A 12,784-nucleotide genomic window follows, 5' to 3' on the forward strand; every position below is an offset into this window, starting at 1 on the left:
GAACAGGCTCGCTGCCTGCGTGGTCGCGGGCAGACGCAGCAGCTTCTCCGGGTCTTCTTCGTCCAGCGACACACCGTCAGTGGTGGTGGCTGCAACCAAGAGATGCTGCTCCTGATTGCCCAGGGCTTCGACGAAAAGCAGCTTGAGCGTGAGCCAACCAGCCTTGCCGCGATACGGCTCCAGGGTGCTGACCTTGCTGCCGTAGCCGTCGTAGTCGAACACCAGCTTGGCCCCGCCGAGCGGGCGGGTCTTGGCCTGCTGCGCGATCCACAGCGCCAGCGGATGATTGATGCGGTACAGGTGCGCGTCGCCGGAGCGGCGTGGCAGTTCATAGCGCCCCAGTTCGATGCCTTCAATGCCGCTGCCTTCGATGCCATCCGGCGCGCGCCGCAGGTGAAAGCCGTCGTCATCGAAGCTGGCGCAATCGCCCAACTCTGCCCGACTCAAGTCCATCAGCATCCGCTCGAAGCGGCTGCGGGCGCTGCGGCTGTCCTCGGCGCGGACGCGGAGTTTGTCCTGCACTTCCTCGTCGAAGTTCTCCAGCAAAATCTGCCGGGTCTTGACCATCGCTTCGCTGATCTCGCCGGAGAGGTCAAGTTGGAGCTGTTCGAAGCTGGCCTTGATTTCGCTCGGGTTGCGGCAGTTCTGGTAGATGTCAGCGATGCGGCGTTCAAAGTCCACGCCGGAGCCAATCGTGCCGAGCACTTCATCGCTGGCCCCGAACACGCCGTCGAACAGTTGGAATTTCTGCTCCAGCAGTTCGTACACGCGGGCGTCGGCCTCGTTGCTGCGATCCACAAAGTTGACCACTACCACGTCGTGCTTCTGCCCATAGCGGTGGCAGCGCCCAATGCGCTGCTCAATGCGCTGCGGGTTCCACGGCAGGTCGTAGTTGATGACCAGTGAGCAGAACTGCAGGTTGATGCCTTCCGCGCCCGCTTCGGTGGCAATCATCACCGTGCCGCGTTCCTTGAAGTGCTCGACCAGTGCGGCGCGCGTGTCGGCGGTCTTGGAGCCGGTGATGTGGTCAGTGCCTTCGTGGCGTTTGATCCAGTCCTTGTAGATGGCCTGCGCGCGGGCGTCGCTGTTGGTGCCGTTGAAGAGGACGATGCCGTCGCCGTAGGACGTGTCCGCCAGCAGGCTCAGTAGGTAATCCTGCGTGCGCCTGGATTCGGTGAAGATGATGGCCTTCTTGGCCGCGACCAGCCGATTCAGTTCGGCGAATGCTTTGTCCAAGGCGGTGAGTAGCGCCTTGCCTTTGGCGTTGTCGCGGATGCTGGTGGCCAGCGTTTTGAAGTGGCGCAGCTCGTCGATCTCGTTGGAGATGGCGGTGCGCTCCTCTTGGCTAGGCCCGGCAGCATCCGCTGCCGGGTCGTCCTCGCCGTCGGCGAACTCCTCGGCGCCGCTTTCGTCAGCAACCTCATCGAGCGACTCGTAGTCTTCGTCCAGCTCGTCCGTCAGATCGACCACCGGCGATGCATCGAGCACGCCTTGCAGGCGCTTGGCCATCGTTTCCAGCGCGCCCGCAATGGCGTGCGTGCTGGACGCCAGCAGCTTCCACAAGACGAGGGAGATCAGTTGCCGCTGGCTTTGCGGCAGCGCTTGCAGGTTGGGGCGGCGCAGGTAGTCGGCGACGAGGCGGGACAGTTCCTGCTCCTCGTTTGACGGGGTGAATTCCTGCACGATGGCCTTGCGCGCCGTGTAGGAGACGTAAGGCTGCACCTGCTTGCGCAGGGTGCGTTTGCAGACGGTGGCCAGCCGTTCGCGCAATGCTCCGAAGGCTTGATCGCGCCCGCTGGAGGTGAATTGCGCGCGGAAGCTGTCGAGGTCGCCGAATACACGATCATCGATGATGCTGACGAGACCATAGAGTTCGACCAGCGAGTTCTGCAAAGGCGTGGCAGTGAGCAGCACCTTGGAATGGACGTGCGCCATTGCGTCTTTCAACGTCTTGGCGATGACGTTGCTGGTCTTGTAGACGTTGCGCAGGCGATGGGCCTCGTCCAAGACGACCAAGTCCCACTCGATCTCCTTGATGTCCTTGGCCTTCGCCTTGGCGAACTGGTAGGAGCAGATGATCGGGCCGGAGGACATCAGAAACGGGTTTTTCCGCTCCTGCTTGCGGATGGCGTTGTAGCTCTTGGCTTCGAGGATCAGCCCTTGCAGGCTGAACTTGTCCTGCAACTCCTGATGCCACTGTTTGCGCAAGTTGGCCGGGACGATGATGAGCACCTTGCGCCGTCTCTCCGCCCAGCGCTGTGAAATCACCAAGCCTGCCTCGATGGTTTTGCCAAGACCCACTTCGTCGGCCAGTATGACACCACGCGAAAGCGGGTTGCGGCAGGCAAAAAGGGCTGCGTCAACCTGATGCGGGTTGAGATCGACCTGCGAATCGACCAGTGTCGAGGCCAGCGACTCCACTGAGTCGCCCGCCGCGCGGCGGGTGAGCAGCCACGCGACGTACTGGCTTTGATGCGGCGTCAAAGGTTGCTGCGTCGTCAACGGCGATTCTCCCCTTGTCCTGTCTCGGACTTGATGTGGTGGAAAGCGTGGCAAAGGCTCACTCAGGCCCCCGGCTTCTGCTTGTTGGTGCTTTCGGCAATCCAGCGATCAAGATCGGAACGGCGGAAACGCCAAGTCCCCCCCAGCTTGAAGGCCGGAATTTTTCCCTCCTGCGCCAATCGATAGACCGTCCTCTTCCCTGCTTTGAGGTAAGCCGCGACCTCTTCAAGCGTGAGGATTTCGCTTTCAGCGCCAGTCATCTGCAAACCATTTTGGTTGGTTTTTCATAGCCGTCGTTTGCCAAGTTTAGCCAATTCTATCGATTAATACATCTTGCGTGATCACTATCCAGACGATGAATTTCGCCGCACTCAATAACCCGGTTACCGCACAGTTCCTATTGTTTGCAGCATGAAGTCTTCCTGATCGCCACGATCTGCCCATTGCTGATCACACAGGAATGGCACGATGTTGGCTCCGATCTGGCAGTGCGCCGCGCATCGCGGCGTGCCCATTTTTCTCGTGACGGCCCTCCTGCTGGGTCAGTCCCCGATGGCGGCGGCCGAGTCCCCCGCACAGCGCCAGGAGCTGGTCGCCGCACTGCGCCAACTCGATGCGCTGGAGCGCACCGTCGCCGACAGCGCCGCGCATGCCCCCGTACAGCCTGGCGAGCGCTACCACTTCGATTACCCGCGGCTGCTGGCTGACCTGGCGCGCGTGCGCGCCGGCATCCAGGCCCATCTCACACCGTCGCGTGCTCAGCCGCGCGACCCATCCGAACTGGCCGGCGACTACCGCACCGAGCGGTCCGCTTCGCCATCGCCGACGACGACTGCGGAGGGCAAGCAATGAACGGCGCCCAGGTCTCGGCATTTCAAGCCAACAGCGGCATCGCGCCTTCGGCGATGGCGACCGTCCTGGTCGGCGCCGTGTTCGCGGTGCTTCTCGTCTGGGGCGTCTGGGCCATCCGAACGGCCTACGTGGGGTGGTCCGAGAGCCGCCTCAACCAGCGCCAGTTCCTCGGCGTCTGCATCCGCTTTGTCGCGATGTACCTCGTCCTGAGCTTCTTTCTTCTCTCCTGAACCGAAAGGCACGACCATGCAAAACCGCATCCTCACTTCCCGTCTTGCCCAGCGCGCCGCTGTGGCACTGGGCGCCGCCGCGCTGCCCGCGCTGTCGTTCGCGCAAGGCTTGCCGCAGTTGGAAAACCCGACCCGCGGCACTGGCAACGGCATCATGGAAACGATCAGGAACTATGGCTACGACATCATCATGCTCGTGGCCCTCTTGGTCGTGGCGTCGATGTTTATCGGCGTCTGCTACCACGCCTACGGCACCTACGCCGAAATCCACACCGGCCGCAAGACCTGGGGCCAGTTCGGCCTCACCGTCGCGATCGGTGCCGTGCTGCTCGTGATCGGCATCTGGCTGCTCACCGAAGCCACCGGCATCCTGTAAGGCGAGGCCGGTATGTCCGAGCAGCAGCACGTCCGTGCGGACGGGACGGTCACGTTCCTTCCGCACCGGCTCAACCGCCACCCCGTGGTCGTGCGCGGCCTCACCGCCGACGAACTGTGGATCTGCTGCGGCCTGTCCGGCGCCGCCGGCCTGCTGGTCGGTGCGCCGCTGTCCTGGGTGTTCCGCACGATCGCCATCGCGCCGACGTTCGTCGTCCTGGGCGTGGCCCTGGGCGTCTTCATCGGCGGCGGCATCCTGCGCCGGCTCAAGCGCGGGCGCCCCGATACCTGGCTGTACCGGCAACTGCAATGGCGCATCGCCACGCGCCATCCGCTGATGGCGGGATGGGTAGGCGGCCACGTGCTGATCTCGCACTCCGGCTTCTGGTCCACCCGAAGGTCCGTTGCAAGGGGGGCACGATGAGCCGCTTCAAGAACGAGATCACCCACCTGCAGGCGCACATCAAGACGCTTCGCCTGGGGGCTGGCGCGCTGGTCATCGTCGCCCTGGTCATGGGCGGCGGCTGGTGGAGCGCGCCGCGCGACCTGACCATCCACGTCCCGCCCGACCTGCGCTCCGGCAGTACCCGTAAGTGGTGGGAAGTGCCGCCCGAATCGGTCTATGCGTTCACGTTCTACGTGTTCCAGACCCTGAACCGCTGGCCGACGAACGGCGAAGAGGACTATCCGCGCAACCTCCACACGCTCTCGCCGTACCTCACCCCATCCTGCCACGCCTTCCTGCGCGCGGACTACGACTACCGCCGCAGCACGGGCGAGCTGCGCCAGCGCGTGCGCGGCATCTACGAAATCCCCGGCCGCGGCTACGGCGACGACCCCACGGCGCGCGTGCGCGTGGTCTCCGACCGCGACTGGGTGGTGACGCTCGACATCACCGCCGACGAGTACTACGGCGCCGAGCAGGTCAAGCGCGCGCTTGTGCGCTACCCGGTGAAGGTCACGCGGGTGGACGTTGATCCCGCCCGCAACCCGTTCGGCCTGGCGCTCGACTGCTACGACGGTGCCCCCCAGCGCATCAGCGCACCGGAGCCGACGCGCCCGGCGCCTGGCGGCCTGTCTCCGCAAGCGCCCCAAGGAGGAAACACCCCATGAAGCATCCTGTACTCGTGCTGCTGGGGCTGCTGGCCGTGGCAGCGGCACCCGTCTCCCATGCTGTGGAGATTCTGCGCTGGGAACGCATGCCGCTCGCGGTACCGCTGAAGGTGGGCCAGGAGCGCATCGTGTTCATCGACCGGAACGTCCGTGTGGGCGTGCCCGCAGGCGTGGGCGAACGCCTGCGCGTGCAGAGCGCAGGCGGCGCGGTGTACCTGCGCGCAAGCGAACCGATCGAGCCCACGCGGCTGCAATTGCAGGACGCCGACACGGGCGCGCTGATCCTGCTCGACATCGCGGCCGAACCGCCCAAGGACGGCGAAGCCGAGCTGGAGCCGGTGCGCATCGTCGAGGGCAGCAGCACCCCGGCGCGCTACGGCGATCAAGCAGTCGGTGGCGATGAGGCCTCGGCACGCGCTCAGGATCAGACAGGCGCTCGTGCGGCGCGGCGCGAAACCCCAGTTTCGGTCGTCCTGACGCGCTTCGCCGCGCAGAACCTCTACGCGCCGCTGCGCACGGTGGAGCCACTGCCGGGCGTCATGCGGGTGAACCTGCGCCGCGACCTCGACCTCGGCACGCTGATGCCGACGCTGCCGGTGCGCGCGGTCGCGCTCGCGTCGTGGCGTTTAGAAGACCAGTGGGTCACGGCCGTGCGCCTGACCAACAGCAGTAGCGGCTGGGTCACGCTCGACCCGCGCGTGCTGCAAGGCGATTTCCTCACCGCCACCTTCCAGCACGAAGCGCTCGGACCGCGCGGGACGCCCGAGGACACGACCGTCCTGTACCTGGTGACGCGCGGGCACGGCCTCGCGCAATCGCTGCCGGCGATCCACCGTTTCGACCCGGCATTGCATCTGCAGCAGCCGGAAGCCGAAGCCGGCGACGGCGACGGCAAGGAGGCCCGCCATGCGCAGTAACGGCTTGCTCAAGTGGCTGATGATCCCGGTCGCCTTGCTGGTGCTGTTCGTTGCCATCCGGCTCTTCTCGGGTGGAAGCACGTCGGCACCGCCCGCCGCGGATGCCGGTTCCAAGCTCACGCCCGAGGAAATGAAGGCGTTGGGCATCGAAGGCGATACCCCGCGCGATACCGTGGCAACGCTCGTCGCCCAGGTGAAGCAGTTGCGCACCGAGCTTCAGACCGCGCTGACTGACAACAAGTCGCAGCGCGAAGAAAACCAGCGCCTGCGCCAGCGCGAGAACTCCATCGACCAGCGCATCAATTCGGCCCTCGAATCCGAGCGCTCCAACCTGCGCCGCGACCAGGAACAGGCAGCCAGCGCGCGCCAGCAGACCGAAGGGTTGCTCGCCGACCTGCAGCGGCGTCTGGACAGCATCGGCGGGCGCGGCGGCGGCCATGCCGATCTGCCCGTAGGCCTGGGGCTGCGCGATGGCGACGAGGCCGGCATGGAAGGCGGCATGCGCTGGGTCGAACCGGACGACGCGAAGAAGACCGAGGGACGCAACGGCAGTCGTGGCACGGGCAGCGGCATGAGCTTCCCGACGAGCTTCGGCCCCGCGCAAAGCACGCTGGAAACCGTGGCGAACGCCGGCGCACGTGCGGCAGGCGTCAAGAGTGCCAAGCCGGTCTATACCGTGCCGACCAACTCGACGCTGATGGGCTCCGTGGCGATGACCGCGCTGATCGGTCGCGTGCCGATCGACGGAACCGTCAACGATCCGTATCCGTTCAAAGTCCTGGTCGGCCCGGACAACCTGACGGCCAATGGCATCGACATTCCCGACGTGGCCGGCGCCGTGTTCAGCGGCACCGCGTCGGGCGACTGGACACTTTCATGCGTGCGCGGCCAGGTGCGCAGCATCACGTTCGTCTTCAACGACGGCACGATTCGCACGATTCCCGAAGACCGCGAAGACAACCAGCAGAACAGCCAGCAGCGCGACGGCCTGGGCTGGATCAGCGATCCGCACGGCATCCCTTGCGTCAGCGGCGAGCGGCGCAGCAACGCCCAGCAATACCTCGGCTCGCAGGCCCTGATCACGGCGGCCGGTGCCGGCGTGGCCTCGCTCATCGAGAGCGACAGCGGCCGCATGTCCTACGTCGGCTCGGACGGCTCCATCGGCACCGTGGGCATCAGCGGCCAGGAAGCGGTCGGCCAGATCCTCGCGGGCGGCGTGCGGGACATGTCGGCCTGGGTCAACAAGCTCTACGGCCAGGCCTTCGCCGCCGTCTATGTGCAGCCCGGCGCCAAGGTCGCCGTCCACCTCGAAAAGCCGCTCGCCATCGATCACGACCCCGAAGGCCGGCGCGTCGATCACCGTGCAGGAGAAAGCCATGCGCTCGAACTCGATTAAGGGCCTGGTGCTGGCCCTCGCCGTCGCTGTGCTCGGCGGCTGCGCCACCAGCAAGGAAGACCTGCTGACCCATAGCGACCGCACCATGATGGACATCTGGCAGCAGGAAACAGGTGGCGGCGGCAGTGGCACCGGCCAGGTCGCACGCCGGCAGTTGCTCGATGCCCGCCAGAGCCTGCGCCGGCCGCTGACGGAAGCCAATGTACGGGCCGACGTGCAGGCCGCACCCGCCGAGCAGGTGCGCTACACGCGCACGGCGCGCAACGAGGTCTATCGCCAGTTCCAGCGCCTGCCCAATCCCGACCTGGGGATGTACGTGTTTCCGCACCTGGCGGGCACGGACCCCGTTCCCGTGCCGGGCTACACGACGGTTTTCCCGCTGTACCAGCGCGTGCAGTACGCCATGCCGGGCGAGCGCGTGGAGGACTACTGATGCGCTGGAAGCTCCCTTGGCCAAAGCTGGCCGTATCCGGCGCTGGCGGTGACGAGCAGCCGGACGGCTGGCAGCGCCACGTCGAGGCCTTACGCCAGGCCGGCATCCCCGAACCCGGCGCAGCGGTCCAGGGCCGCAGGCCGGCGACGGTAGCCGACGAGCAGGCGCTGTACGACGTCGCACCGTCGCTCGCGGAACTGCTGCCTTGGGTGGAGTTCCTGCCGCAGTCGAAGTCCATGCTGCTGGAGGATGGGCAGTCGGTCGCTGCCTTCTACGAGTTGGTGCCGTTGGGCACCGAGGGCCGGGAACCCGGCTGGCTCGCGCATGCCCGCGATGCCTTGGAGAACGCGCTCCAGGACTCGTTCGATGAGCTGGACGAAAACCCCTGGGTGCTCCAGCTCTACGCCCAGGACGAGCCCAGCTTCGACCAGTACATGCAGACCCTGCGCGACTACGTGCAGCCGCGCGCCCGCGATACGGCCTTCACCGAGTTCTATTTGCGCTTCTTCGGCCACCATCTGCGCGCGGTCGCCAAGCCGGGCGGCCTGTTCGAGGACACGGTGGTCACGCGGCTGCGCTGGCGCGGCCAGACGCGGCGGGTGCGCATGGTGATCTATCGCCGTGCCACCGGGCAGGCAAGCCGCCGCGGCCAGACGCCCGAGCAGATGCTGAACATCGTCTGCGACCGCCTGTCCGGCGGCTTGGCGAACGCCGGCATCCAGGCACGGCGCATGGTCGCGGCCGACGTCCACGACTGGCTGCTGCGGTGGTTCAATCCGCGCCCCGCGATGCTCGGGCCGAGTGCAGAGGATCGGGAGCGCTTCTACGCGCTGGCGCGCTACCCCGACGAGACCGAAGACGGCGAGATCGAACTGGCGAGCGGTCGGGATTTCAGCCAGCGGTTGTTCTTCGGCCAGCCACGCTCCGACGTGGAGCATGGCACCTGGTACTTCGACGGCATGCCGCACCGCGTGCTGATCACAGACCGGCTGCGCATGCCGCCCGGCACCGGACACCTGACCGGCGAGACCCGCAAAGGGGATGCCATCAACACGCTGTTCGACCAGATGCCGGAAGACACCTTGATTTGTCTCACGATGGTCGCCACGCCGCAGGATGTCCTGGAAGCGGATCTCAACCACCTGGCGAAGAAGGCCGTGGGCGAGACGCTGGCGTCGGAGCAGACGCTCAAGGACGTGCAGGAAGCCCGCTCCCTGATCGGCAGCGCGCACAAGCTCTACCGCGGGACGCTGGCGTTCTACCTGCGCGGACGCGACGAAGCGGAACTGGACCGGCGCGGCCTGGACCTGGCGAACGTGATGCTCAACGCCGGCTTGCAGCCGGTGCGCGAAGACGACGAGGTGGCACCGCTCAACAGCTACTTGCGCTGGCTGCCGTGCTGCTACAACCCCGGCCAGGATCGGCGCAGGTGGTACACCCAACTGATGTTCGCGCAGCACATCGCGAACGTGTCGCCGGTATGGGGCCGCGCCCAAGGTACGGGACACCCTGGCATCACGATGTTCAATCGCGGCGGCGGCCCGATTACGTTTGACCCCTTGAACAGGTTGGATCGGCAGATGAACGCCCACCTGTTCCTGTTCGGCCCTACCGGCTCGGGCAAGTCAGCGACGCTCAACAACCTCTTGAACCAGGTCACGGCGATATACCGCCCGCGGCTGTTCATCGTGGAGGCCGGCAACAGCTTCGGCCTGTTCAGCGATTTCGCCAAGCGCCTGGGCCTGACCGTGAACCGGGTCAAGCTGTCCCCAGGCTCGGGCATCAGCCTGGCACCGTTCGCGGATGCGCGCCGGCTGATCGAAACGCCCAGTGACGTGCAGACCCTCGACGCCGACGCGCTGGACGAAGACCTGCCCCTTGACGCCTCGGCCATGGATGCGGACGAGCAGCGCGATGTGCTCGGCGAGTTGGAGATCACGGCGCGGCTGATGATCACGGGCGGCGAGGACAAGGAGGAGGCCCGGATGACGCGGGCCGACCGCTCGCTGATCCGCCAGTGCATCCTCGACGCCGCCGAGCACTGCCACGGTGGAGGTGGTAGCGAGAAGCGCACGGTGCTCACGCGCGACGTGCGCAACGCGCTGCGCACGCGCGGCCAGGACCCGACGCTGCCCGAGATGCGGCGCGTGCGGCTGCTGGAGATGGCGGACGCGATGGATATGTTCTGCCAAGGCACGGACGGCGAGATGTTCGACCGCGACGGCACGCCGTGGCCCGAAGCCGACATCACCCTGGTCGATCTGGCGACCTACGCCCGCGAGGGCTACAACGCCCAGCTCTCCATCGCCTACATCAGCCTGATCAGCACGGTGAACAACATCGCCGAGCGCGACCAGTACCTGGGCCGCCCGATCATCAACGTCACCGACGAAGGCCACATCATCACGAAGAATCCGCTGCTCGCGCCCTACGTCGTGAAAATTACAAAGATGTGGAGAAAGTTGGGGGCCTGGTTCTGGCTCGCGACGCAGAACATCGACGACCTGCCGCGCGCCGCGGAGCCCATGCTCAACATGATCGAGTGGTGGATCTGTCTCAGCATGCCGCCCGATGAAGTCGAGAAGATCGCGCGGTTTCGCGAACTCTCGCCCGCGCAGAAGGCGCTGATGCTGTCGGCGCGCAAAGAAGCCGGAAAGTTCACCGAAGGCGTCATCCTCTCCAAGAGCATGGAAGTGCTGTTCCGCGCCGTGCCGCCGAGCCTGTACCTCGCCCTCGCGCAGACAGAACCCGAGGAGAAGGCCGAACGCTACCAGCTCATGCAGCAGTACGGCTGCACCGAACTGGAAGCGGCTTTCAAGGTGGCCGAGAAGATCGACCAGGCCCGCGGCATCGAGTCGCCGGCCCTGGAACTGTCGTAAACCGGAGAACGCCATGGAACAGAAACGTCCTTCCATTCCGATGCAGGTCCAGGCGTTCTGCCGTCGTCGCTGGCGGCCTCGCTGGCCCTGGGTATTGGCCGCTGCACTGGTTGCACTGCTGCTGATCTGGCTGGTGTCCCGCACGCCCGGCGAATCCTCAGCGCCGTCGCCCGCGCCGGTCAGCACGGCGCAGGTCGCCGGGCCACCCTGGCAGATGGGCAACGCGGAAGGCCGTTTCACGCTGACGCTCTATGCCGACCTGGAATGCCCGTTCTGCCGGGAGTACTTCCCGCAGCTCAAGCGGTGGGTCGGCAACAACACCGACGTCGCACTGCAATGGCATCACCAGCCGCTGGCCGCGCATGAGCCTGCCGCGTCGGCCGAGGCACGTCTGGCCGAGTGCGCCGCCGAAGCGGGCGGGCATGCGGCGTTCTGGCAGGCGGTCGAATGGGTCTATGCCCACACGCGCAGCGACGGCCAGGGCTTGCCCGATGGCTTGCGTTACCCCGAAACAACGTCAGCCATCGAACAGTGCATGGCGAGCGAGCGCCCCGACGTGGCCATCCGCGCGCAGGCCGCGGAAGCCACCAAGAGCGGCGTGACCGCCACGCCGTCGCTGCGACTGCTCGATCGCCAGACGGGCCAGGCCATCCTGCTGCAGGGGCCGATCGAGGGCGATGCCTTGCTCTCGGCCATGGACCTGCTGGCGGCCGGGGACATGGCCAGCGACGCGCCGGGTTCGCCCGCCACTCCCACATCCGAAATGCCTGCCGACGTTGTCGGCGACATGCCCAGGTAGCCCTCGGTCTTGAAGGCTACGGCGCGGCTCGCCGCGCTGACCGCTACCCGTTCGCTTTCGCATCCTGGCCGCGAACAATCACCGCCGCGCGGTGGTGGATGCACCGTGTTCCGCTGTTTCCATCCCCAGGAGGGCTTGCCCTCCCAAGGTGGCGTCCTCCGTTCACATTCTGGAGGTTCGCCATGTCTCTCGTCGTCAACGACTCTTGCGTGGAGTCACGTTTTTCCCCTGCGGCCCAATCTGATGACTGGATCATCCGGCAAGCCATCGCGTTGCTGGAACAGAGGGTCTTCAAGAAGGGGCCAGCCCTGGAACGGCCCGCCGCCGTCAAGGACTACCTGCGCCTGAAACTGGCCGCCGAGCCCAATGAAATCTTCGCCATCGTGTTCCTCAACAGCATGCACGAGGTGCTGGCTTACGAACCGATGTTCAAGGGCACACTCGATTCGACCTCGGTTTATCCGCGTGTTGTCGTGCAACGGGCCTTGGAGCTGAATGCCGGTGCGGTAATTTTTTCGCACCAACATCCCTCGGGATGCACTGAGCCATCGAGCGCGGATCGCGTTCTGACTGACCGCCTGAAGGCTGCGTTGGCGCTCATCGATGTACGAGTGTTGGACCACATCATCGTCGGTCAAGGCACGCCGTACTCGTTTGCGGAATCCGGCCTGCTGTAGCGGCGGCATCGGCACCTTGATCCACGCGGAGGCTTCGGCCTCCGCTTTTTCATGGGCGCGAGACAAGCAGGTATGCGGGCAGTGCGCGATGCGCATTGTTTGTTGGGGCCGCATCGGCTTCGCGTTTGACTACGGCTCTGATCAATTTCAAGGGGGCACGCGACATGCCAGCATCTCTTTTCCGGTTCGCGTCGGGCTGGCGAACCCTCGGCCTGGCCGTTGCGCTGCCGGCCGCCCTGGCCGTTTTCAGCCCGGCCACCTTCGCCGCCGACGTGGTGGTCGTCACCGACAGCCGCCACCCGGTCAAGACCATGGGCGGCGAGCGGCTGATCGAGCTGGACGAAGCCCACAGGATTGAAGCGGGGCTTTCAGCGGAACTGCCCACCGATCCCGAACAGGCGACGGCCATCGTCAAGCGCCGGCTCTCAAGCGGCGGCGCCGACCTCCAGCGCCGCATCGCCTCCGCATATCAGGGCGTCACCGACGCATGGAGCCTGGGCGTCACCAGCCTCCCAGCAGTCGTGGTGGACCAGCGTTACGTGGTCTATGGCGAGCCGGATGTGGCTCGCGCTGTCGCGCGCATCGAGCAGCACCGGAGGCACCAGCCGTGA

General features: G+C 65.9%; 14 protein-coding genes. 12 read left to right on the plus strand and 2 right to left on the minus strand.

Annotated features, from left to right (window positions below; all coding sequences use genetic code 11):
- Both GIW04_RS09050 and mads1 read right to left on the minus strand, forming a co-directional pair.
- Positions 1–2,502 (minus strand): SNF2-related protein (locus tag GIW04_RS09050; RefSeq protein ID WP_236478964.1); only part of this gene is annotated, 2,502 nt, incomplete at its 3' end.
- 62 nt (positions 2,503–2,564) lie between these two features.
- Positions 2,565–2,762, minus strand: a complete 198-nt coding sequence (mads1, locus tag GIW04_RS09055) for a methylation-associated defense system helix-turn-helix domain-containing protein MAD1 (protein WP_236301346.1) — start codon at positions 2,760–2,762, stop codon at positions 2,565–2,567.
- Positions 2,763–2,970: 208 nt separating this feature from the next.
- On the opposite strand from mads1, the gene GIW04_RS09060 reads away from it, so the two are divergent.
- From GIW04_RS09060 to GIW04_RS09115, 12 genes are all read left to right on the plus strand, one after another.
- On the plus strand, positions 2,971–3,354 hold the full coding sequence (locus GIW04_RS09060) for an integrative conjugative element protein, RAQPRD family (protein WP_236301345.1): 384 nt from the start codon (positions 2,971–2,973) through the stop codon (positions 3,352–3,354).
- Entirely contained in the window at positions 3,351–3,584 is a 234-nt protein-coding gene (locus GIW04_RS09065; protein WP_003821106.1) for a TIGR03758 family integrating conjugative element protein, read from the plus strand. Before GIW04_RS09060 ends, GIW04_RS09065 begins: the two co-directional genes overlap by 4 nt.
- Positions 3,585–3,600: 16 nt before the next feature.
- Positions 3,601–3,960: a TIGR03745 family integrating conjugative element membrane protein gene (locus GIW04_RS09070; protein ID WP_012248080.1), complete on the plus strand. Its 360-nt coding sequence runs from the start codon at positions 3,601–3,603 to the stop codon at positions 3,958–3,960.
- Positions 3,961–3,972: 12 nt separating this feature from the next.
- Positions 3,973–4,383 (plus strand): TIGR03750 family conjugal transfer protein, encoded by a 411-nt coding sequence (locus GIW04_RS09075; protein ID WP_236301344.1) that lies wholly within the window; start codon positions 3,973–3,975, stop codon positions 4,381–4,383.
- A complete protein-coding gene (locus GIW04_RS09080) occupies positions 4,380–5,072 on the plus strand; it encodes a PFL_4703 family integrating conjugative element protein (RefSeq protein ID WP_236301343.1) in 693 nt (230 codons plus the stop codon). The genes GIW04_RS09075 and GIW04_RS09080 overlap by 4 nt, the downstream gene beginning before the upstream one ends.
- Positions 5,069–5,989 carry a TIGR03749 family integrating conjugative element protein gene (locus tag GIW04_RS09085; RefSeq protein WP_236301342.1) on the plus strand — a complete coding sequence of 307 codons (921 nt, stop codon included), beginning with the start codon at positions 5,069–5,071 and terminating at the stop codon, positions 5,987–5,989. Before GIW04_RS09080 ends, GIW04_RS09085 begins: the two co-directional genes overlap by 4 nt.
- Positions 5,979–7,385, plus strand: coding sequence for a TIGR03752 family integrating conjugative element protein (locus GIW04_RS09090; protein ID WP_236301341.1), 1,407 nt, complete (start codon positions 5,979–5,981; stop codon positions 7,383–7,385). The genes GIW04_RS09085 and GIW04_RS09090 overlap by 11 nt, the downstream gene beginning before the upstream one ends.
- A complete protein-coding gene (locus tag GIW04_RS09095) occupies positions 7,366–7,818 on the plus strand; it encodes a TIGR03751 family conjugal transfer lipoprotein (RefSeq protein WP_236301340.1) in 453 nt (150 codons plus the stop codon). Before GIW04_RS09090 ends, GIW04_RS09095 begins: the two co-directional genes overlap by 20 nt.
- Positions 7,818–10,697 carry a conjugative transfer ATPase gene (locus tag GIW04_RS09100; RefSeq protein WP_236301339.1) on the plus strand — a complete coding sequence of 960 codons (2,880 nt, stop codon included), beginning with the start codon at positions 7,818–7,820 and terminating at the stop codon, positions 10,695–10,697. Before GIW04_RS09095 ends, GIW04_RS09100 begins: the two co-directional genes overlap by 1 nt.
- A gap of 13 nt (positions 10,698–10,710) precedes the next feature.
- Entirely contained in the window at positions 10,711–11,496 is a 786-nt protein-coding gene (locus GIW04_RS09105) for a DsbA family protein (protein WP_236301338.1), read from the plus strand.
- 182 nt (positions 11,497–11,678) lie between these two features.
- The gene (locus tag GIW04_RS09110) at positions 11,679–12,173 is read left to right on the plus strand and encodes a JAB domain-containing protein (RefSeq protein ID WP_236301337.1); all 495 of its coding nucleotides are present in this window, start codon (positions 11,679–11,681) and stop codon (positions 12,171–12,173) included.
- Positions 12,174–12,337: 164 nt separating this feature from the next.
- Positions 12,338–12,784 (plus strand): TIGR03757 family integrating conjugative element protein, encoded by a 447-nt coding sequence (locus GIW04_RS09115; RefSeq protein WP_236301336.1) that lies wholly within the window; start codon positions 12,338–12,340, stop codon positions 12,782–12,784.

Source organism: Pseudomonas sp. PA-4-8C (assembly GCF_021606625.1).
In the GTDB taxonomy this organism is placed as follows: domain Bacteria; phylum Pseudomonadota; class Gammaproteobacteria; order Pseudomonadales; family Pseudomonadaceae; genus Aquipseudomonas; species Aquipseudomonas lactis.

Coding starts and splice junctions, on each gene's coding strand:
- mads1 (WP_236301346.1), bottom strand. CDS start 2,762: ATGACTGGCGCTGAAAGCGAAATCCTCACGCTTGAAGAGGTCGCGGCT.
- GIW04_RS09060 (WP_236301345.1), top strand. CDS start 2,971: ATGTTGGCTCCGATCTGGCAGTGCGCCGCGCATCGCGGCGTGCCCATT.
- GIW04_RS09065 (WP_003821106.1), top strand. CDS start 3,351: ATGAACGGCGCCCAGGTCTCGGCATTTCAAGCCAACAGCGGCATCGCG.
- GIW04_RS09070 (WP_012248080.1), top strand. CDS start 3,601: ATGCAAAACCGCATCCTCACTTCCCGTCTTGCCCAGCGCGCCGCTGTG.
- GIW04_RS09075 (WP_236301344.1), top strand. CDS start 3,973: ATGTCCGAGCAGCAGCACGTCCGTGCGGACGGGACGGTCACGTTCCTT.
- GIW04_RS09080 (WP_236301343.1), top strand. CDS start 4,380: ATGAGCCGCTTCAAGAACGAGATCACCCACCTGCAGGCGCACATCAAG.
- GIW04_RS09085 (WP_236301342.1), top strand. CDS start 5,069: ATGAAGCATCCTGTACTCGTGCTGCTGGGGCTGCTGGCCGTGGCAGCG.
- GIW04_RS09090 (WP_236301341.1), top strand. CDS start 5,979: ATGCGCAGTAACGGCTTGCTCAAGTGGCTGATGATCCCGGTCGCCTTG.
- GIW04_RS09095 (WP_236301340.1), top strand. CDS start 7,366: ATGCGCTCGAACTCGATTAAGGGCCTGGTGCTGGCCCTCGCCGTCGCT.
- GIW04_RS09100 (WP_236301339.1), top strand. CDS start 7,818: ATGCGCTGGAAGCTCCCTTGGCCAAAGCTGGCCGTATCCGGCGCTGGC.
- GIW04_RS09105 (WP_236301338.1), top strand. CDS start 10,711: ATGGAACAGAAACGTCCTTCCATTCCGATGCAGGTCCAGGCGTTCTGC.
- GIW04_RS09110 (WP_236301337.1), top strand. CDS start 11,679: ATGTCTCTCGTCGTCAACGACTCTTGCGTGGAGTCACGTTTTTCCCCT.
- GIW04_RS09115 (WP_236301336.1), top strand. CDS start 12,338: ATGCCAGCATCTCTTTTCCGGTTCGCGTCGGGCTGGCGAACCCTCGGC.